14 protein-coding genes and 2 riboswitches are annotated in these 20,175 nt (G+C 65.8%); of the genes, 1 reads left to right on the top strand and 13 read right to left on the bottom strand.

From position 1 onward, the window contains the following. Positions 1-15 precede the first annotated feature (15 nt). From ACKWRH_RS15065 to ACKWRH_RS15020, 10 genes are all read right to left on the bottom strand, one after another. Complete coding sequence (locus ACKWRH_RS15065; protein WP_445221186.1) at positions 16-1,698, bottom strand: long-chain-fatty-acid--CoA ligase; 1,683 nt, start codon at positions 1,696-1,698, stop codon at positions 16-18. Continuing rightward, positions 1,695-2,990, bottom strand: a complete 1,296-nt coding sequence (locus tag ACKWRH_RS15060) for an aminotransferase class III-fold pyridoxal phosphate-dependent enzyme (RefSeq protein ID WP_445221185.1) — start codon at positions 2,988-2,990, stop codon at positions 1,695-1,697. The genes ACKWRH_RS15065 and ACKWRH_RS15060 overlap by 4 nt, the downstream gene beginning before the upstream one ends. 10 nt (positions 2,991-3,000) lie before the next feature. Next, positions 3,001-4,581: a hydantoinase B/oxoprolinase family protein gene (locus ACKWRH_RS15055; RefSeq protein ID WP_445221184.1), complete on the bottom strand. Its 1,581-nt coding sequence runs from the start codon at positions 4,579-4,581 to the stop codon at positions 3,001-3,003. Next, positions 4,578-6,587, bottom strand: coding sequence for a hydantoinase/oxoprolinase family protein (locus ACKWRH_RS15050; RefSeq protein WP_445221183.1), 2,010 nt, complete (start codon positions 6,585-6,587; stop codon positions 4,578-4,580). The genes ACKWRH_RS15055 and ACKWRH_RS15050 overlap by 4 nt, the downstream gene beginning before the upstream one ends. Before the next feature lie 425 nt (positions 6,588-7,012). After that, the gene (gene pdxR, locus ACKWRH_RS15045; protein ID WP_445221182.1) at positions 7,013-8,560 is read right to left on the bottom strand and encodes a MocR-like pyridoxine biosynthesis transcription factor PdxR; all 1,548 of its coding nucleotides are present in this window, start codon (positions 8,558-8,560) and stop codon (positions 7,013-7,015) included. Positions 8,561-8,713: 153 nt separating this feature from the next. Further along, positions 8,714-10,147 carry an NAD-dependent succinate-semialdehyde dehydrogenase gene (locus tag ACKWRH_RS15040; protein ID WP_038934240.1) on the bottom strand — a complete coding sequence of 478 codons (1,434 nt, stop codon included), beginning with the start codon at positions 10,145-10,147 and terminating at the stop codon, positions 8,714-8,716. A gap of 179 nt (positions 10,148-10,326) precedes the next feature. After that, positions 10,327-11,736, bottom strand: a complete 1,410-nt coding sequence (gene hydA / locus ACKWRH_RS15035; protein WP_445221181.1) for a dihydropyrimidinase — start codon at positions 11,734-11,736, stop codon at positions 10,327-10,329. Between the two features lie 11 nt (positions 11,737-11,747). After that, on the bottom strand, positions 11,748-12,488 hold the full coding sequence (locus ACKWRH_RS15030; protein WP_445221180.1) for a maleate cis-trans isomerase family protein: 741 nt from the start codon (positions 12,486-12,488) through the stop codon (positions 11,748-11,750). Positions 12,489-12,609: 121 nt separating this feature from the next. Then, positions 12,610-14,031 carry a PepSY domain-containing protein gene (locus ACKWRH_RS15025; protein ID WP_445221179.1) on the bottom strand — a complete coding sequence of 474 codons (1,422 nt, stop codon included), beginning with the start codon at positions 14,029-14,031 and terminating at the stop codon, positions 12,610-12,612. Positions 14,032-14,043: 12 nt separating this feature from the next. Beyond that, positions 14,044-16,392, bottom strand: a complete 2,349-nt coding sequence (locus tag ACKWRH_RS15020) for a TonB-dependent receptor domain-containing protein (protein WP_445221178.1) — start codon at positions 16,390-16,392, stop codon at positions 14,044-14,046. Between the two features lie 117 nt (positions 16,393-16,509). Next, a riboswitch (cobalamin riboswitch) is annotated at positions 16,510-16,711 on the bottom strand. A gap of 71 nt (positions 16,712-16,782) precedes the next feature. On the opposite strand from ACKWRH_RS15020, the gene ACKWRH_RS15015 reads away from it, so the two are divergent. After that, positions 16,783-17,355, top strand: a complete 573-nt coding sequence (locus tag ACKWRH_RS15015; protein ID WP_445221177.1) for a histidine phosphatase family protein — start codon at positions 16,783-16,785, stop codon at positions 17,353-17,355. Positions 17,356-17,361: 6 nt separating this feature from the next. On the opposite strand, the gene cobT is transcribed toward ACKWRH_RS15015, so the two are convergent. The 3 genes from cobT to ACKWRH_RS15000 are packed head-to-tail and all read right to left on the bottom strand — an operon-like array spanning position 17,362 to position 19,892. Continuing rightward, positions 17,362-18,414: a nicotinate-nucleotide--dimethylbenzimidazole phosphoribosyltransferase gene (cobT, locus tag ACKWRH_RS15010; RefSeq protein WP_445221176.1), complete on the bottom strand. Its 1,053-nt coding sequence runs from the start codon at positions 18,412-18,414 to the stop codon at positions 17,362-17,364. A gap of 10 nt (positions 18,415-18,424) precedes the next feature. Next, entirely contained in the window at positions 18,425-19,174 is a 750-nt protein-coding gene (gene cobF / locus ACKWRH_RS15005; RefSeq protein WP_445222407.1) for a precorrin-6A synthase (deacetylating), read from the bottom strand. Positions 19,175-19,214: 40 nt separating this feature from the next. Further along, positions 19,215-19,892, bottom strand: a complete 678-nt coding sequence (locus ACKWRH_RS15000) for an energy-coupling factor ABC transporter permease (protein WP_445221175.1) — start codon at positions 19,890-19,892, stop codon at positions 19,215-19,217. Between the two features lie 37 nt (positions 19,893-19,929). After that, a riboswitch (cobalamin riboswitch) is annotated at positions 19,930-20,147 on the bottom strand. Between the last annotated feature and the right edge of the window lie 28 nt (positions 20,148-20,175).

Raw genomic sequence — 20,175 nt, 5'->3', positions numbered from 1 at the left:
CCAGCCAAGCAGATTTCATGCCGTCCGCCCCCATTCGGCATCCTGCAGAAGCCGCCAGTTGATCTTGTTGCTGGCGGTGCGCGGCAGCTGCTCGACGAAGACGACGGCGCGCGGCGCCTTGTAGCTTGCCATCGCGCCGCGAGCCCAACCGACGATGTCGTCCGCCGAAATCGTCGCGCGCGCGGCTTCGTCCAGCACCACCAGCGCCTTGACGGTCTCGCCGCGGTAGTCGTCGGGGGCCGAGACGATGCAGCATTCCCGGATGGCGCGGTTCTGGTACATCGCGGCCTCCACCTCGGCCGGCCACACCTTGAAGCCGCTGACATTGATCATCCGCTTCAGGCGGTCGACCGCGAAGAAATAGCCGTCGGCATCGCGATAGCCGAGATCGCCGGTGCGGAGGAACCGCTTTCCCGAGAGCTCGATGAAGGACTCAGCATTGGCCTGCGGTCTGTTCCAGTAGCCTTGCAGCACCTGCGGTCCGTGCACGACGATCTCGCCGACGACATTGTCGTCGAGCTCGATCAGGCTTTCGGGATCGACGACCCTCGCATCGGTCTCGTGCACGGCAATGCCGAGGCACTGGCGCTTCGGGGCCGCCATCGGATTGAGATGGGTCGGTGACATCGTCTCGGTCATGCCGTAACCCTCGACGAAATCGAGGCCGAAGCGGCCTTTGAGCCGTTCGGCCACCGCGGTCGGCATTGCCGCGCCGCCGCCGGTCAGCACTCTCAATTTCGCAAAACACCGGTCGCGGAACCGGACGCTTGCGAGCACGTCGACGATCATGGTCGGCGCGGCGTTCCAGAACGTGACGCCGTAGGTCTCGAACAGATCCGGCAGCAGATCCTTGTCCCAGCGCGCCATCAACAGCAGCGTCGCACCCGTCACCACCGCGGCATTCATCGAGCCCTGCATGCCCGCGACGTGAAACAGCGGCATGAAGCCGGTCATCACGTCATCGGCGCCCATTCCATACCAGCGCGCTTGCAGGACGGCCGTGAACAGCGCGCTGCGATGGGTATGCATGCAGGCCTTGGGCTTGCCTGTTGTCCCCGACGTGTAGGGCAGGATCATGAGATCGTCCGGCCCCGCAGACATTGCGCGTGGCTGCAAGCCTTGCGCGATCGCAGATGACCAGGCGTGCCAGCCAGGCGATGGCGGCACCTCCGACGGCGCTTCAGTCACGCAGGACGGCAACGTGTAGGGCGTCGCGTCAGGGATCTCGTCGCGATACTGCGCGACGATCGTATGAGTGATAGCTTCGCCCGCGAGCGGCGCAAATATGTCGTTGAGCTCGCTTCCGATGATCGCGACCTTGGCGCCGCTGTCGGCGGCGAGATAATCGATCTCAGCCGTCTTATTCATCGGATTGACCGGCACGATCACGGCGTCCGCCCGCATCACCGCGTAGTAGGCGATGACATATTGCGGCGAATTCTGCAGCGCGATGATAACGCGGTCGCCGCGCTTCACGCCGCAAGCTCGTTGCAGAAAGCCAGCAATGACATCGACGCGCTCGCGCAGCTCGGCATAGCTCAGGCTCGCGCCGTAAAACACCGTCGCCGGATGCGAGGGACGATCTCGTGCGGCCCGTGCCAGCGCGTCGTACAGCGTCCCCTCCGGCATCGCTAGATGCCAGGGCTCGTTCGCCGGCCAGGCCGGCGAGCGATGAGGTGTCGCGGGGTCTGCGTTCACCCGTGCTCCTCGTCTGCGATATCGAGGCCGTGGTCGAGCGCATCCAGAAGCAATTCGGCCTCATGCTCGGAGATGACCAGCGGCGGCGCCAGGAACAGCGAGGTCTGCTCACCGCTGGTGCCGATCACCGCACCGGCCTCCAGCGCCCGCTCTGCGACACGCGAGGCGATCGGGACCTCGGTGGTGTCGGCATGCCAGCTGCGCCAATCCGGACCGTGCAGCTCCACCGTCCAGTGCAGCCCCTGCCCCGCCACGCGCTGCACGCTCGGATGCTTTTGCGCGATCGCGAGCAGGCGGCGGGTGAACAGCTTTTCCAGGCTCGCTACGCGCTCCAGGATTTTCTCTTCGCTGACGACCTTCAGATAGGCGCTGACGGCGGCCATGCTGATCGGGTGACCGCGCAGCGTGCCGTAATTCTGCCAGCTCGTGCCCTTGAGCCGCTCGACGATGTCTTTCGACACCACGACGGCCGCGACCGCCGCCGCACCGCCGCCGAGCGATTTTCCGAGCGTCACGATATCGGGGCAGCTTTGGGCGCCCTGGAACGCGAACCAGCGTCCTGCGCGGCCTGCGCCGGTGACGACCTCGTCCGCAATCCAGTACGAGCCAGCCTCCCGCGCGCACTTCGCAACCTCGTCCTGATAGGCGCCGTCGTAATAGATGCCACCCTGGGTGTAGTCGATGATCGTCGCGGCCGTGTCCGAGAGCAGGCGCGTGGCGTCTGCCAGATATTCGCTCGGCGGGGTGTTGTTGGCCGGTGCGCCATAGATCGCGCCATCCGGCGCCGGGAGGACCCGCACCGGTGCCATCGGCGCCGGCAGTTTTGAGCCGCCCGCGTGCACCGCGAGGCCGCCGTGCCATTGCGGCTGCACCGTCATGGCGCGGGAGAGGCCGGTGATGCCGTGATAGGCGCGCTCGCGCGTCGCCAGCGCAGAGCGCTGCGTCAGCGCCTGGCAGAGCGATAGCGCCATGTCGTTGGCCTCGCTGCCGCTGATGCAGAAGCGCACCGCGCCGACCCAGTCGTCTTCGCCTTTGAATGCGGTGGCCATTAGATCGTCCGCGGCCTGTTCGCGGCCGACCCAGGTCCAGCCCTCGTTCACGACCGGCGTATCGGCCGCGCGGCGGATCGCCTCCACCATCGCGGGATGGCGATGGCCGAGACCACCGCCGGTGTTGCTGCCGTCGATCAGCTTGCGGCCGTCCGACAAATGAAAGTAAACGCCCTCGCCGCCGACGACGGCCATGGGCGCGTTGTCGCCCGCATTCAGCCCGGTTCGCAACAATCTGCTCATCGCAATCCCCTCACTCTGCGGCCACGGCGCCATAGCCGCCGCCGCCGCACATCTCGATCGTGACGAGATCGTCTTGCTGCAACACCAGGTTCGATTTGCCGTCGATGGCGACGCTCGCGCCCTGCCTGATCAGCGAGATGCGGCAGGCCTTGCCGGATTCGCCGCCCTGCATGCCGAACGGCGCAATCACCATGCGCTCGATGCAGGTGGTCAGGTGCATCGAGGGTGCCAGGATGCGATAGGTGCGAACGGAGCCGTCACCGCCGCGATGGGCGCCCGCGCCGCCGGACTGCCGGCGAATGGCCTGCTGCTCCAGGCGGATCGCGTAGTTCGCCTCGATCACCTCGACCGGCGTGTTCGACGTGTTGGACAGATGCACGCGCGTCGCCGACATGCCGGCCCGATCATGCCGCGCACCCTCGCCGCCGCCGTGGACCTCGTAGAGCATCTTCCACGAGCCGTTTTGCCGCGGCTCGGCGAAGAACAGAACACCTGCGGTGGTCGCGCCGCCGGCCGACAGTCGTTCGGGGATGGTGTCCTGCATCGCGCGAAAAATCGCATCGACGATGCGCATGGACGTCTCGTGGTTGCCGGCGGCCACGGACGCCATCCAGCCCGGCTCCAGGATCGAGCCCGGGCGCGTGATGATGGTCAGAGGCCGGAGCGCACCCGCATTCTGGTGCATGTCGCGCCCGCTCATGATGCGTGCCGCATAGGCGACCGCCGAGCGCGCCATGAACGGCGTCGTGTTGCAGAAATTTGAAACGCGATCGCAGCTTCCGGAGAGGTCGAAGGTCGCCTCGTCGCCGCGAATAGTGATTTTCACGTGGATGCGCGCAGGTGCATTGTTGATGCTGCCATCGTCGAGATAATCTTCACCCTCGTAGACGCCGTCCGGCAGGTCGCGAAGCGCTTCCCGCATCTCGATTTCGGAGAGATCGTGCAGGCGCGACTGCGTCGCCGTGAAGACGGCCTTGCCGTGCTCGCGGCAAAGCTCGACGATGCGCTTCTCGCCGGCCTTGGTTGCCGCGATCTGAGCGAGCAGATCGCCCTCGCAGGAATCAGGGTCGCGAACGTTGGCCTTGAGCAACTGCACGATTGGTGTGTTGACGCCGGCTGACGTGGCGATCAGCACTGGCGGAATCCGCATCGCCTCCTGGAACGTGTCGATGGCCTTGGCAAAATAGCTGCCCGGCCAGGTGCCGCCGATATCGGGCCAGTGCGCAAGGCTGATCGCGAAGGCCACGATTTCGCCGTCGACGAAGACAGGACGCACGACCTTGACGTCGTTGAGATGATTGCCGCCGAGCGCGCCGACATTGTAGATCACCACGTCGCCGTCGTTCAGGCTCTCGACCGGCACGACCTTCAAGAGTTCCGGGATCGTGTAGGCCATCGCGCCGAGATGGATCGGGATGTCGCGGCCCTGCCCGACCAGGCCGCCGCGGCCATCCGTGATCGCGGAGGACAGGTCGCCGGCTTCACGCAGCAAAGGCGAGCGCGCCGAGCGCGTCATCACCAGGCTCATTTCCTCGGCCGCGGCCGAGAGCCCGTGCCTGATCACCTCGACGACAAACGGATCGAGCTTCATGCCGCCCTCCGCGTCAGGAACAAATTGCCGGCGGCATCGGGTTTGGCTTGCCAGCCCGGCGGGACCACCACCGTTGACCATGCGTCTTCGATGATCGCGGGGCCGCTGACGACATCGGTCAATTTGGCGCGATCGATGATCGCGGTCGGGATATTGTGGAGGCCGTCGAATGAGCAGGCCCGCTTGCCTGACGACACCGCCCTCACCGCAGTCGCCGGCCGGCTCACCACCGTCGTTGATGGGCGCCGCGCCTGCACGCGCACGGATTCGATGACGCAGGGCTCGCTGGTCGCGTAGCCGAACAGCTCGTGATGCCGCGTCAAAAAATCCTTCTTCAGCTTGGTCACGTCGAGCGGCAGCGTGCACGGCACTGGAATGGCATCATTCTGCGCCGCGTAGCGCATCAGCGCCACGAGCTCGACCTGAATCTCCGCCACGGCGACACCGTTGGCGATCAGCGGCGCCGAAGCATCCTCAATCAGCGTTCCGATCCGCTCCGACACGCGGGCGAGATCGATGCCATCGAGGGCGGCGCGTAGCGTCTGCTGCTGAAGGAAGCTGAAATCGGCGGTGAGACAGCCCAGCGCCGAGAATGCGCTCGAGGCGCTCGGTACCACGACCTCTGCAATCCCGTAGAGATCGGCAAGGCCTGCGGCATGCATCGGGCCGCCGCCGCCAAAGGCGAGCAGCGTGCAGTCGCGGCCATCGATGCCGCGCTCGACCGTGACGCGGCGAAGCGCGCGGGCCATCGTCGCGTTCGCGACCTTGATGATGCCGAGTGCGGTTTCAGTCCGGCTCAGCCCCAGGGCGCGCGCGATCGGCTCGATGACGCGTTCCGCGGCCGTGATGTCGATGCCGATGCGGTCGCCAAGCTTGGTCTCCGGATTGAGATAGCCGAGCACGGCATTGGCGTCGGTGATGGTCGGCTCAAGGCCGCCGCGGCCATAGCAGGCAGGCCCCGGCTCGGAGCCGGCGCTCTGCGGCCCGACCGTCAGGCCGCCGGGACCGTTTCGCACAATCGATCCGCCGCCGGCCCCGATGGAATGGACCGCAAGCATCGGCTGACGCAGCGGCTTGTCGCCGAGCATGCGGCCGTCGGTCATCTCGGCCTGACCGTCGACGATCAGGCAGACGTCCGTCGTGGTGCCGCCCATGTCGAAGGTGAGCATGCGCGATGTGCCGAGCTGGCGCGCGATGCTGACCGATGCAGAGACGCCGGCCGCCGGCCCCGACATCGCCATCACCAGCGGCCGCCGCTTCACGGCCGAGATCGGGACCATGGCTCCGGCCGAATGAAACACCTGCAAGCCGGCGCCGATCGGCAACCGCTGCTCCAGCTCGCTCAGATACTCCACCGCGATCGGCATCGCGGCCGCGTTGAACACGGTCGCCGACGTCCGTTCGTATTCGCGCGCCTCGGGATTGACCTCGTGCGACAGCGAGACGTGGGCGACGACGCCTTTGAGTCGTTCGCCGAGCGTCTTTTCGTGGACGGGATTGGCATAGGCGTGAAGCAGCGCCACGGCGACGCTCTGCACGCCGGTCTGCTTCAGCCAGGCCACCAGACGCTCGATCTCGGTCTCATCCAGCGCCTTGAGCACCCGCCCCTCGTGATCGAGGCGCTCGGCGAGCCCAAAACATCGTTCGGGCGGCACCAGCGGCGGCGATTTCGGCGGAATGTCGAGACGATAGAGATCGCGGCGGCGATAGCGCGCGATCTCGAGCACATCGGCGAACCCTTCGGTCGCGACCAGCGCGACCTTCGGCAGCCGGTTCTCGACGATGGCGTTGGTGACGCGCGTGGTGCCGTGGACGAAGCGCTTGACCTCGCTCTTGCGCAGGCCCACCGCCTCGATCGCCTCCAGCATCGCCTGAACCGGCGCGTCGGGGCGCGACGGCACCTTTGCGATCCGCGCCTCCGCGGAGTCGCGCCTGATAGCAATGATGTCGGTGAAGGTGCCACCGATATCGGTGCCGACTTCCCAGTGATTTTCGGAAGAACTCATGTGCGGGGTCAGTTACGGATGACGTCCGAACCGGACGCCGGGTGCTTGCCGGCCATCGCAACGTCCAATGCCAAACCGAGAGCGCTCATCATCATCCCCTGTCATGCCACCGCCTGCGAGCGTGCGACAGAGCAATAGGCTCGGGATAGGGCCAGAGTTGTCGCAAACCACTAGACCAGCGCAGGACCGACATCATGCGGTGCAACACCGGCTGCACGTTTTGGTGCAGCCATGCCCGCACAGAGAGCACGCGAGCGCGAACCGTTCCACGCGACGAACGTGCAGCGCACCACGGATTTCTCCGTGCAAATCGTGACGCCCGCTGCACTGCAATCGGAGCAGTTAAAAACGTCTGTCTAATTTGCAGGCGATTGAACGGCGATGCGGGATAGCCGCATGACTACGAGCTATGCACGACGGTCGGCTCAGCTTCTCTTTATTGTACGAACAGTAAGAGAGGAAATTGCACGGTCGGATGGTGCGCTGCGGCGACCGCTGCCGATGCAAGCCGCGATTCTCGCAAGCAGCGGCGCGGCATCCTCGACCCGCAGCCGCCCGTAGCCGAACACCAGGCCCTGCCGCGTCGGCTGCTCCAGAAAGTTTTGCGAGAGCGGCTGGACGTGGATGCCGGCCTGCTTCAGGACCGCGGCCGCCTCGCGGTCGCTCATCCGCGCCTGCATCGCGTCGGTGAACAACGCCACCAGGTGCAATCCGGTGACGGCGGAGGATACGGTGAGATCGTCAGGCATCAGCGATGTGATCGCATCGATCAGCGCTTTCCGGCGCGCGGCGTAGATCCGCCGCATCCCGCGCAAATGCCGCAGCAGGTGCCCTTCCCGCATGAACTCGGCCAACGCGAGCTGACCGATGCCGGAGGTATGCACATCGATGCGCGCGCGGCCCTTGGAAAAGTCTTCGATGAAATGCCTGTTGGCGACGATGTAGCCGAGCCGCAAATTCGGCATCATGATCTTCGAGAAGGTACCGAAATAGATTACCCGCCCCTCGCGATCGAGCGAGCGCAACGAGGCGATCATGCTGTCCTGGTGCCTGAACTCCGAATTGTAATCGTCCTCGATCACCCAGACGTCGTTCTTGTTGGCCCAGTCGAGCAACTCGAGCCGCCGCTCCAGCCCCATGCTGACGCCGAGCGGATATTGATGCGACGGCGTGACCACGATCAGCTTCGCGCGCGGTGCGCGCCGGATTCCTTCGGAGACGACGAGGCCCTTGTCATCGACCGGAATGGGAACGAGCTTCGCGCCAGCGGCCGTCAGCGCCCAGCGGGCCTCGACGAAGCCGGGCTCCTCGACCCAGACCTCGTCGCCGGGATCGAGGATCATCCGGCTGCAGAAATCAAGCGCGCCCGATGTGCCTGAGGTGACGACGATCTCTTCCGGCGAGCAGACGAGCCCGCGCACCGAGCCGAGGAAGTTGGCGATCTCGCTCCGCAAGCGCGGATGGCCTTCCGAGGGAAGATCGAGACAGTCCTGCTCTCTTGGATTTAGCCAGGTCTGGCGCAGCAGGCGCGACCATTCCTTGAATGGGAAGGCCGAGATGTCAGGCGCGCCCGGGCTGAATTCCGAGGGCCAGTTGGTCTCGTAGTCGAAGGCAAGCAGCGAGCGCCAACGCTCCGACATGTGGGCGGGCTTGGCCGCAGGCGACGTCGCGGATGCAGGCTCCACATGCGGTGTCGTAACGGACGCCACCATGACGCTGCCGCGCGGCATCGATTCAAGATAGCCCTCGGCGTAGAGCAGATCCCAGGCGGTCAACACCACCGTGCGCGAGCAGCCCAATTCGCGCGCGATCTCGCGCGAGCCGAGGAACTGCGTTCCGGCCGGAAAGACGCCACGCAAAATGCCGTCGCGGATGTGCGCCGCGATCTGCAGATGCAGCGGCACGGTCGACGTCCGGTCGATATGCATCCCGGCAAGGGACACGCGCTTGCTCGGGTGACGGCTGTTGTCCATGTCTCGCCCGTCAGGCAACGCAGGTCCTATCCACCGTCATTCCGGGGCGCGCCACTTGGCGCGAGCCCGGAATCCGTTTCCCCTCTTTACGCGCGGCGCGATGGATTCCGGGTTCGCGCTTCGCGCGCCCCGGAATGACAACGCGACGCTTACTTACGCGCTCGCCTGGGTCACGAACTTCGTGTTCAGGTAACCCTCGATCGCCTCGAGGCCGCCTTCGGAGCCGTAGCCGGAATCCTTGATGCCGCCGAACGGCACTTCCGGCAGCGCGAGGCCGTGGTGGTTGATCGAGACCATGCCGCTCTCGATGTCGGAGCCGATCGCCTGCATCGTCTTGGTCGAGGTCGTGTAGGCATAGGCCGCGAGGCCGTAAGGCAGGCGGTTCGCCTCGGCCACCACCTCGTCATAGCTGCGGAAGGAGGTGATGGGGGCAAGCGGGCCGAACGGCTCCTCGTTCATGATGCGGGCATCGCGCGGCACGTCGGTGATCACAGTCGGCTCGAAGAAGAAGCCTTCGTTGCCGATGCGCTTGCCGCCGGCCTGGACCTTGGCGCCGCGCTGGACCGCGTCGGACACAAGACCTTCCATCGCATCGACCCGGCGCGGGTTCGCCAGCGGACCCATGCGGGTGTCCTTGTCGAGGCCGTTGCCGACCTTCAGGCTCTTGGCCGCGGCGACGAACTTGTCGACGAAGGGCTGATAGACGCTCTCATGCACCAGGAAGCGCGTCGGCGAGACGCAGACCTGGCCGGCATTGCGGAACTTGTTGGCCGAGAGAATCTTGGCGGCGTTGTCGAGGTCCGCGTCCGCGAACACGATCGCCGGCGCGTGGCCGCCAAGCTCCATGGTGACGCGCTTCATATGCAGGCCCGCGAGTGCAGCCAGATGCTTGCCGACTGCGGTCGAGCCCGTAAAACTGATCTTGCGGATGATCGGGTGCGGAATGAGATATTCGGACACTTCCGACGGCACGCCGAACACCAGCTGGACGACGCCGGCCGGAATGCCCGCGTCGGCATAGGCGCGCACCAGCTCCATGCAGCTTGCCGGGGTTTCTTCCGGGCCCTTGACGATGATCGAGCAGCCGGCGGCGAGCGCGGCCGAGATCTTGCGCACCGCCTGGTTGATCGGGAAATTCCAGGGCGTGAACGCGGCGACCGGACCGACCGGCTCCTTGGTCACGAGCTGGGAGACGTTGCCCATCCGCGGCGGCACGATGCGGCCATAGGCGCGGCGGGCTTCTTCCGAGAACCAGTCGATGAGGTCGCCGGCGAGCATGGTTTCGCCCTGCGCTTCCACGACCGGCTTGCCCTGCTCCATGGTCATCACGGGTGCGATCTCGGCGGCGCGCGAGCGGATGATGTCGGCGGCCTTGCGCATCAGCTTGTAGCGGTCGAACGGCGAAGTCTTGCGCCAGATCTCGAAGCCGGCCTTGGCGGCCTCCAGCGCGCGGTCGAGGTCCTGGCGCGAGGCGTGCGGGGTCTTGCCGATCGGCTGGCCGGTGGCGGGGTTGAGGATGTCCTCCGACTTGCCGGAAGTGCCGTCGGTCCACTCGCCGGCGATGAACATCTGAACTTTCGGGTACATCCCTGGTGTCTCCTGCATGATTTCGGTGGCGATCAGCATTGGCGCCCCGCCGCCTCATAAGTGGGCGCAGAGCTACACCGAAAGGCGGCCGGCGAAAAGGGATCAATGATGCCGCAGCAGCGCGAGGATGGTATGCGCAACAGGCGACATGGCGTCGTCCCGATGCGATTATCTTTCCGTCACACCAGGCTCGACTTGCCGCGGCTGAGCACCTCGCCCGCGCCCCTGTCGCCGACGATCCTGCCCTGCTCGTACACCACGCGGCCCCGCGCGATGGTGGTGACGGGCCAGCCGGTGATGTCAAAGCCTTCCCACGGCGTATAGTCCGCGCCATGGTGCAAATCGGCCTGCCGGATCGGCTTCTTCAATTTGGGATCCCATAGAACGACGTCGGCATCGAAGCCGACGCCGATCGAGCCCTTGCGCGGATAGAGACCGTAGATCCGCGCATGATTGGTCGCGGTCAGCTCGACGAATTTCTGCAAGCTGATCCGCCCCTTCGAGACGCCTTCGGAAAACAGGATCGGCAACCGGGTCTCGACGCCGGGGATGCCGTTCGGCACCCAGCGGAACGAGGTCCGGGAATTCGGCGTCAGCTTGCCCTTGGGATCGTCGTAGCGGAACGGGCAGTGATCGGACGAGAAGGTCTGGAACACACCCGTGGTGATGCCCTCCCAGATCGCCCGCTGGCTCTCGGCATCACGTGGCGGCGGCGAGCAAACGTATTTCGCGCCTGACATGTCCATGTTCAGGCCTTTCATGTCGTCGGCCGTCAGCGTGATGTATTGCGGGCAGGTCTCGGCATGCACCGGCAGTCCGCGCTGCTGGGCCCAGCGCACCTGCTCCATCGCCTCGCGCCCGGAGACGTGGACGATCATGATGGGAACGCCGATCACCTCGGCATGGCTGATGGCGCGATGCGTCGCCTCGCGCTCGACGGCCTGCGGGCGCGACACGCCGTGATAATAGGGCGCGATATGGCCCTCGCGTTCGAGCTTGGTGGTGAGGAAACGGATGGCGTCGTAGCCCTCGCAATGGACCATGACCAGCGCCTCCTCGCGGCGCGCGACATCGAACACTTCCAGCAGCTGCTGGTCGCTCAGCACGAGGTCGTCATAAGTCATGAACACCTTGAACGAGGTGTAGCCGTCCTTGACGAGGGCCGGCAGCTCCTGCCCGAGCACGACCGCGGTGGGGTCGGAGATGATGAGGTGGAAGGCGGTGTCGATGTAGCACTCGCCCTCGGCGAGCTTGCGGTAGTTCTCGACGCAGGTGCGCAGCGACGTTCCCTTCTCCTGGAGCGCGAAGGGCAGCACCATGGTGTTGCCGCCGGCTGCCGCCGCGCGCGTTGCCGAGGCAAAATCGTCGGCCATCACCACGTCGGGGCCGGAGGCCTGGGAGATGTGGACGTGGCTGTCGATCCCGCCCGGCAGCGCCAGCAGACCCGTCGCGTCGATCTCGCGCGCCGCACCTTCAATACGGTCGGCGATGCTGACGATGAGTCCGTCGCGAATGCCGATATCGGCGCGAAACTCGTCGCGGGCCGTCACGATGGTGCCGCCGCGAATGGCGAGATCGAGCTGGGTCACGGGCGTCTCCGTCACTTGATGATCGCTGATGTCTGGAAGATCCGGCCCCACGCCGCAAGGGCCGCGATGTCGCCACCGGCGAGTTCGAGCGTCCGCCACAGCGTGACCGCGACCGAGTCCAGTACGGCGATGCCCAACTCCCGTTCGAGCGAAGCCGCCAGCGCGGCGCCGTCGAGATTGGTGCAGAGAACGACGACGGCATCGGCGCCGTCCGCCGCGACCTCCCGGACCATGTCGGCGATCGTCGCGGGCATGACCTCACCAAAGGAAAAGTTATCGCGCAGGCCGAGATGTCGCTCGGCGTGAGGGGCGATCCGCTCCTCGGCCCAGACTTCGCCGATCCGCCGTTGCACGTCGTCCGTATAGGGCGAGACCAGGCCAACACGTCCGGCGCCGAGCACGCGGACGGCGTCGATGCAGGCGAGCGTGGAGGTCGTCGCCGGGATTCCGGTCCGCGCCGCGATCGCCTCGCACAGGCTCCGGTCGCGGCCGATACCGAGCCAACTTGCCGACGTGCCGTTCCAGGCAATGGCATCGACCCTGGCATCCGCCAGCAGATCCGCCGCCGGTAGCATCACCGAGGCATCGAACTGGTTCAGCGCCGCGGCATCGAGCGCGATCTCGGTAACGCGGAAGCGCGAGAAATGAGCGGTGACGCTGGCCACGCCATGCAGCATGGAGTTGGTGACGGGCTCCAGCACCGAGTTGGACGACGGGGTAATCATGCCGAGGCGCTTGCGCTGAATTGACATCGATCACGATCGCCCCATTGAGAGAGCGCACCGCTGCGCCCCCTCGGACGATCATCCGCGCCTGCAATCGCCCGCGCAACCCGCAATTTGCATGGCGCATATGATTTGTTCGATACGCAGCTCAAGCCGCGAAGGTCGACCGCAAGCGCCGCCAGCCGATGACGATGCCGGTGACGGAAAATGCCAGCCCGAGCAAGCAGAGCCCGACGACTAGGATATCGCGCAGACGGGGGTGCGCCATGAGAACGGGAAAATCGAGCGTGTGAAGCCCGCTATAGAACCAGCGATAGGCCCGCCGCGAGGCGTCCAGTCTTTGCAGCACGCGGCCGTCGGCGCCGTCGATGTCGAACCAGAGGTCGCCGCATCGGGAGCGATAGACGGGCGCTCCGGGGACGGCGGAGTGCGCGGGATAGTCGTCATTGTCGGCAAGAACGGACGGGACGCCACAGCCCGGCGCAAGGCGCGTCGCCAGGTCATGGACATCCTTCTCGCCGAGGAATGCCACCTGCCGGCTGCGGATCGCCTCCCCCGTTTTGGTCAAGGTCTGACTGGCGAGGCCGGTCCGGTCGCGCCGGTAGACAACACCGTTGACGGCGAACCATTCGACTTCGCGAGCCGACGGCTGACCGGACGTTGGGGCCGTCGTCCAGTCCGGCGCGGCATACACCACGCCTGCTTCGGTCGGGGTCAGCTCACCGCGCGAGAACAGCCGACCGTGATCCATCGAGAGCCAACCACTGAAGCTCCAGGTCAGCACGAAAACGGTCGCGACGAGACCAATGACGTGATGCAGTGCGTGCCAGCCACGATAAGGCGACGAAACCCGGCGCCTTCGAATCCTGATCCTGATAATTCCGAGCACCGCGCCGAGCGTCGCCGCGACAAAAGCCATCAGCGACAATGTCGAGACCACCTGATCCCAAAGGGACCAGTTGCTCCTCAGGACCGTCGGATAGATCCAGTGCAGGACGCTGCCGGCCAAATTCCATCCGCGCTCGCTGCGGGTCGTATCCAGCACGACTTCGCCGGTGCGCGAGGAGACATAGACCTCGGTTCCGGCCGCATCGCCAAGAGCGACGCGCAACAGAGGCCGGTGTCGATCAAAGCCGTTGGGTACGCTCCATTGATCATAATCCGCGCCCACCATCATCGCCGCCCGCGCGGCATCGAGCCCGCGTTGCCGGGCATGATCCCGCGCGATACCGACCGAGACGTCGGCGGACGTCACCGATGCATCGCGTCCGTCGGAGGCATGGACCGCGCCCACACGCGACGGGCTCGACACGACATAGACCGGCCCGTCGCTCCGCTGGAGCAGGCGAACGCGCGTGGCGTCCGCGATCCCGCTCGCAACGACAGCATCCGCGATGGTGATCCTCACCTCTCCGCCAGCCACCGGCGCGAGCCCGGACAAACGTTCCGCTTCCGTCAATGACGGAAACGGAACGAAGTGCATCACGATTCCGCTCGCGAACCACATCGCAAACAGCAGGCAGAACGCGATCCCGAGCCAGCGATGTAGCAGGACGATCGCGTTCATCATGTGGTCAGCGCCCTACCATTTGAACGCGGCCGAGAGCTCGTAGGTCCTGGGCGCGCCGAGCAGGATCTGGTCAGGATAGAACGGATCGCCCCAGATCGCGTAGCGCTTATCAGTAATGTTGCGCACGCGGAAGGTCAGGCGGGCCTGGTCGACAGCGTTGAACACCGTCCTGGGGATGTCGACGAAGGCATAGACGTCGGCGACGGTGTACGCCTTCATCGTCACGACGTTGGCGTCGGTGTTGTAGCGGTCCCCGACATGGCGGCCGGTGATGCCGACTTCCACCGGCCAAGGCGTGAAGAACCGGTACGACGCACCGGCATTGGCCACGATGCGCGGCACGTTCGGCGGCGTATTGCCGGAGAACGATCCGCCCACGAAGTTGTAGTCGGCATAACGGGCATCGACATAGGCAATGTTGCCCCAGAGGCGTAGCGGCTCAATCGGGCGCACCGCGGCGGCGAGCTCGACGCCCTTGGACTCCTGTCTCCCGGCGATGTTGAGCTGCATGCCGCCGGCGGCGGCATAGACGTTCTTGCGCAGGATGTCGTACGCCGAGAACGACCACTCCGCCCGGCTGTCCCAGAACAGGTGCTTGACGCCGGTCTCATAGGTGCGCGCCGTCGTCAGATCGAGCGGCTGGGTAGGTCCTAGCAGGAAGATGTTGTTGGCCGAGATATCGGCGCCAGTCGCATACTGGCTGAAGAAGGTCAGGCCGGGGACGGCGTCCCAAGTATAGCCGATGCGGCCGGTGACCGGCGCCCAGTCCTTCGTGAACGGGAAGCCCGCGTTCACCAGACCGAACTGGTCAGTCGAGTTACGGTCAAGCCCGATATGCTCGACGCGCAGGCCGCCAATCAGCGCGAAGGTCCGCGTGAGCTTCAGCCGGTCCTCGAACGACAGCGCCTCGTTGTCGATACGCGCGGTCTGCTGCTTGGTCGTGAGCAGGCCATAATAGCCGCGGACTGGATCGACCAGCGAGACATCATCGAACGGGAAGTTCGCCGCGCCCGGCCTGACGAAGTCGAGGTAGCTCGACGACAGCGTCGTGACGAAGCGGTTGTCGAAGCCTGCGATATTGGCATCCCAGGTGAGGTCCGTGATGTTGCCGACGAGGCGCTGGCTGTGCGCGACATAGAAGCGCTCGCGATACACCTGGTTCTTGACGGAGTCGAACGCCTCGATCTCGTTGTTGAACCACGTGCGCTCCGCGCCGTAGCCATAGGCCTGACTCTTCAGCGTCAGGTCAGGCGCCAGCTTCAGCTCGAAGCCGCCGCGCAGCCACACTTCCTGCGCCACGTTTTTGTTGTCGAGGACGTTGTAATTGGTGTTGAAGGTGCGGTCGTCGATCGTGACAGCCCCGAGGTCGGTCCTGTTGAAGTAGCTGCCGGAGACAATGCCGCTCGTCGCATGCGAGCCGCTGAAGGCGATCGGTACCAGCGGCGCGCCCCAATAGGCCTTCGAGCGGTCCTCGCGATACTCGATCGCGCCCCAGATCTTGAGGCTGTCGGAGATGCGGTAGTTGAGCTGGCCAGACACATCCAGCGTCTTGGTGTTGGTGTCGTCGGCGAAGCCGTTGAGCGAGGAACGGCTGATATCGAAGCGGTAGTCGAGGCCCTGCACATTGGCGCTGCCACCGGAGCCGTAGTGCGCACGGAAGGAGTTCAGCGAGTCCCAGGAGAAATCAGCCTCGTTCCGGATCGCCCCGGTGTGCGGTTGCTTGGTGACGAGATTGATCGCGCCGCCGGCGGCACCCTCACCCGACATCACCGAGGCCGGGCCTTTCACGAATTCAACGGCCTCGAGATTGGCCGTATCCGTGATCCGCGAGGTCATGTTCTGCGGACCGATCTTGATGCCGTTGTAGAGCGTGTTGATCTGGCTGTTGGTAAAGCCGCGCATGGAGAAGGCCGCGGGCTCTGCCGGATTGTCGCCGGAGGTGACGCCGACCGCGCCCTGCGCCACCTCGGAGACGGTGCGATAGCCCTGCTCGCGCATGGTCTGGGCCGAGATCACCTCGACGGTCGCGGGTATCTGCCGCACGGTCAGGCCGAGGCGCGAGGCGCTATCGGCGACCACATTGGTGTTCAGCGGCGTTTGCGCCGCTGCGGCAGGCACGACAGGCTTTGGCGCTGCGGATGCAGTCGCGGGCCGACGCGGCGCCACACGGCGGACGCTTTGTGCATCCCGGCCGGCGGGCTTGGCCTGTTTGCGGGATTGGGCGGGGGATACCTCGACAGGTGGCAGCGGTTCACGGGCCTGCTGCGCCAGGGCGGCAGGCAGATCGGCGCCGACAAACGACGTAAGTGCAGCGGAAGCGAGCAGGAAGCGGCGCAGTCGTACAAGACGGATGGAAGGCACGGTTTTGGAACCTCGGTGTGACGTCAGTGGCACGTCACAGCGAACCAAGGTCCCACCTTCGGCCTTTGAGCCTTCCGATGAAGCCGAATGTCTGTACTCCCCGACCGACATCTTCGCGTGTGACCACGGCTGACGGCAGGTCTCCTGGCTCGCGGGTCAGTACCTTCCATCGCCTTCCCGGGACCGAGATACCCAGTGGCTCGTGACGCAAGATTCGCCGCTTACAGTTGCGGGGGCAGCCGCGGCATTGGGGACAAAATCCCCGCACCGCATTCCCTTTTCATCCCCACTCGGGGAAACCGTCAAAGCCATCTAGGATTACCGACAAGACAGAGTCAATGTGCCGGTGCGACGTTATTACCACAGCGACCAACTTCCTTGGAGATAGGCATGGAAGGCGAGACCTTCCTCTGGCTGATGCGGCATGCGCCCGTCGACGGCGCCAAAGGGACGATCCACGCGGCCGACGCGCCCGCCGATCTCGACGATCGCGCGCAACTGGAGGCGCTGCGGCGAAAGCTCCCGTCAGATGCTGCGAGCTTGGCGAGCCCGGCGCGCCGCACGGTCGAGACGGCGCGCGCGCTGGGACTCGAACCTGCGTTGGTGCCCGAATTCAGTGAGCAGGATTTTGGCGACTGGACCGGCCGGCGGCATGACGAGCTCGCGGCGACCGGCGGCGAGGCCTATGCGCAGTTCTGGAGCAATCCGGCGCACGGGCGGCCGCCGGGCGGCGAAAGCTTTGAGGATCAGGTCGCGCGCGTCCGGCTGGGCCTCGCGCAAGTCGGCGCTGGCTCGGCAACGCTCGTCGTGCATTCCGGCACCATCCGCGCCGCGCTCTGCATTGCGCTGGATCTGACGCCACAAGCGGCCCTGCGCTTCGTGATCGATCCGTTGTCACTGACCCGGATCGACCGGCTCGCGACCGGCTGGCGCGTCGTCGCGGTCAATCAGCGCGCGGCTTGAGCCGGATCAGGCGGGGCGATCCGGCACGTTGGCCTGCGCGAAGGTCGCCATGCCGTTGTGAAGGCTGCACGCGAGCCGCACCAGCGGCAGCGCGATGGCCGCACCCGATCCTTCGCCGAGCCTGAGATCGAGACTGATCAGCGGCTGCACGTTCAGCGCACGCAGCACCAGCCGATGCCCCTGCTCCGCCGATTGATGCGACGGCAGCAGGAATGGCTGGCACGACGGGTTCAGCCGCACCGCTGCCAGCGCCGCCACCGATACGATGAAGCCATCGATCAACACGGGAATACGGGCTTGCGCAGCCGCAATGATGGCGCCGCAAATCGCCGCGATTTCGAGGCCCCCGACGGCGCACAGGATCTTTTCCGGCGAAGCGCCTGCAACGCCATGCCGCGCGATCGCAGCGTCGATCACGCGCGCCTTGTACGCACGGCCGGCCGCATCGACGCCGGTACCGCTGCCCGCGATCTCCTCGGCACTGATGCCGAGCAGGCTCGCCGCAATCGCCGCCGACGTCGTGGTATTGCCGATGCCCATCTCGCCGAAGATCAGGAGATCGGGCCTGCCGGCTGCCGCGCGCGCGACTGCGCGCTGTCCGACTTCGAAGGCGAATGCCAGCTCCGTGGGGGTGAGCGCAGCTTCCACGCTGAAATCGCGCGTGCCGCTGCGCGGCTTGTCAATGACGATTCCTGCCATCGCCTCCTGCGCCAGCGTGCCGGCGTCCACGACCTCAAGGTTTGAGCCAAGCTCGCGCGCCAGCACCGAGATCGCGGCACCGCCCGAGGCAAAATTCGCCATCATCGCGATGGTCACTCCTTGCGGATAGGCCGACACGCCCTGCGCGACGATGCCGTGATCGCCGGCGAAGACGATGATCGGCACCCGCGCGGCGCGTGGTTGCTCGGTCGCCTGCAGGCCCGCAAGCTCGACCGCAAGCTGCTCCAGCCGGCCGAGCGCGCCGGCCGGTTTTGTGAGTTGCGCCTGACGCGCGAGCGCCGCCTCGCGGTGGGCGGCGGAGACCTCAGGACATTTTCGATAGACCCATTCGGGGAGCATGCTGCCTCGCTTACGGCCTGCGCTTGAGAATGTAGCTGTCCATGATCCAGCCGTGCCGCGCGCGCGCATCCTGTCGCGCGGCGACGATGTGCGGGCCGATCTCGGCCACAACGCCCGACATGACGATCTGATCGGGCATGCCGAGATAGGCGCCCCACCAAATGTGCAGCCCCGCTGGATCGAGCGACTGGAATGCCGTGCCGCCGTCGAGCATCACCACCACGGTGTCGACGCCCTGCGGCCAGCCGCCCTCGCGCAAGCGGCGCCCCGTGGTGACCAGAAAGGGCTCGCCGATGTCGTTGAGCGGCAGCGCATGCGCCGCGCACAGCGCCTGGATCGAGGTGATGCCGGGCACGACCTCGATATCAGGCAAGGGATCGAGCCGCCGCGCAATGCGCAGCGAGGAATCGTACAGCGAGGGATCGCCCCAGATCAGCAGCGCGACCTTGCCATCATCACCGAGCTGGCTCGCGATCGTCCGCGACCAGGCCGCGGCCACAGCGTCGTGCCAATCGTCCACGCCCTTGTGATAGTCCGCTTCACCGGCATCGCGCACGGGAAGGTCGAACTCGGCAATGCGCGTCGTTTGGTTGGTGAGCACATCCGCGCAGATCGTCCGCCGCAAATCTGCGAGATCGGACTTCGCCGTGCCCTTGCGCGGGATCAGGATGAGATCGGCCGCGTTGATGGCTTGAACGGCGGCGCGCGTGAGCTGCTCGGGATCACCGCAACCGATGCCTATCAGGGAGAGCGTGAGCATCGCGCGTGCAGGGGCGGCCATCGCGGCCGCCCCTTGTCTCTTAAGCCGCGTTGTGCAGGCGCGGCGTGACGAGGCCGGGCGCGGTGACGCCGCGCAGCGATTTTGCCAGCGCCAGCACGCCGAGATCGGCGAGCGGCTCGATCACGATGACGAGCGCATAAGAAGCCGCGAAGGTCGCGATGTTGACGAGGTTGGTCGCACCGAAGCCCGAGCCATAGAGCGCCCAGAACGCGACCCAGGCGATGACACCGGCCTGATACGTGGTCGAAAGCGCCAGCGCCTGGCGATAGCTGAGATCGACATAGGCGGTGTTGCGGGCAATGATCCGCGCGGCGATCGCCTGGATCCCGAACAGCGGCACCAGCAGCGTGGTGACGTTCATGCCGAATTGCGGCAGATCGGGCGGCTCGAAGAAGATGCCCTGGAACAACAGTCCGAACGCAAGGCCGAAGGCCGCGGGCGCAGCCCCAAACAGCAGGAACAGGGTCGAGCCGAGGATGAAGTGCACCTCGGACACGCCGACCGGGAAGTGCGGCAGGATCTCGAAGAAGACGAACACGAGGCCCGTGGTGGCGAGCGTCCGCGCCGCGAACGACATGATGCCCTGCTCGCGCACGGTCTCGATCGCGAGCTTCAACGCAACGCCGCCGACGGCGATGCCGGTTGCGTAACTCAACACGAGCTTGGCGCCCGATACGACTCCGGGTTCGATATGCATGGTTCAGTTCCTTCCTGCCGTCACACCCGACGGCCTTGGCCACAAAACATGCACGGCCGGTCTCCTGGCTCGCGGTTCACTGGGGTTCTCCGGCCTTCCCGAGCCTCGCGGCCCAGTGGCTGATCGGAGCCCCTCACCGCTTACAGTCGCGGGGGCGGCTGGGGTTTTGGGCGGCGCAACTGTCCGCCCACCCCCATTCCCGATTATGCTCCGGCGGTTTGCGCCGCCTCGAGCACCATGCGTCTCCTGTGTGCCCCTTTCGCCAGCCGGGCGTCAAGGGGCG

It is taken from the genome of Bradyrhizobium sp. Pa8 (assembly GCF_052588265.1).
The sequence above is the reverse complement of the archived record's forward strand: the minus strand, read 5'-3'. Positions and strand labels throughout refer to the sequence as shown.

Coding starts and splice junctions, on each gene's coding strand:
- ACKWRH_RS15050 (WP_445221183.1), bottom strand. CDS start 6,587: ATGAGTTCTTCCGAAAATCACTGGGAAGTCGGCACCGATATCGGTGGC.
- ACKWRH_RS15040 (WP_038934240.1), bottom strand. CDS start 10,147: ATGTACCCGAAAGTTCAGATGTTCATCGCCGGCGAGTGGACCGACGGC.
- ACKWRH_RS15025 (WP_445221179.1), bottom strand. CDS start 14,031: ATGATGAACGCGATCGTCCTGCTACATCGCTGGCTCGGGATCGCGTTC.
- ACKWRH_RS15030 (WP_445221180.1), bottom strand. CDS start 12,488: ATGTCAATTCAGCGCAAGCGCCTCGGCATGATTACCCCGTCGTCCAAC.
- pdxR (WP_445221182.1), bottom strand. CDS start 8,560: ATGGACAACAGCCGTCACCCGAGCAAGCGCGTGTCCCTTGCCGGGATG.
- cobT (WP_445221176.1), bottom strand. CDS start 18,414: ATGCTCCCCGAATGGGTCTATCGAAAATGTCCTGAGGTCTCCGCCGCC.
- ACKWRH_RS15055 (WP_445221184.1), bottom strand. CDS start 4,581: ATGAAGCTCGATCCGTTTGTCGTCGAGGTGATCAGGCACGGGCTCTCG.
- cobF (WP_445222407.1), bottom strand. CDS start 19,174: ATGCTCACGCTCTCCCTGATAGGCATCGGTTGCGGTGATCCCGAGCAG.
- ACKWRH_RS15060 (WP_445221185.1), bottom strand. CDS start 2,990: ATGAGCAGATTGTTGCGAACCGGGCTGAATGCGGGCGACAACGCGCCC.
- ACKWRH_RS15000 (WP_445221175.1), bottom strand. CDS start 19,892: ATGCATATCGAACCCGGAGTCGTATCGGGCGCCAAGCTCGTGTTGAGT.
- ACKWRH_RS15015 (WP_445221177.1), top strand. CDS start 16,783: ATGGAAGGCGAGACCTTCCTCTGGCTGATGCGGCATGCGCCCGTCGAC.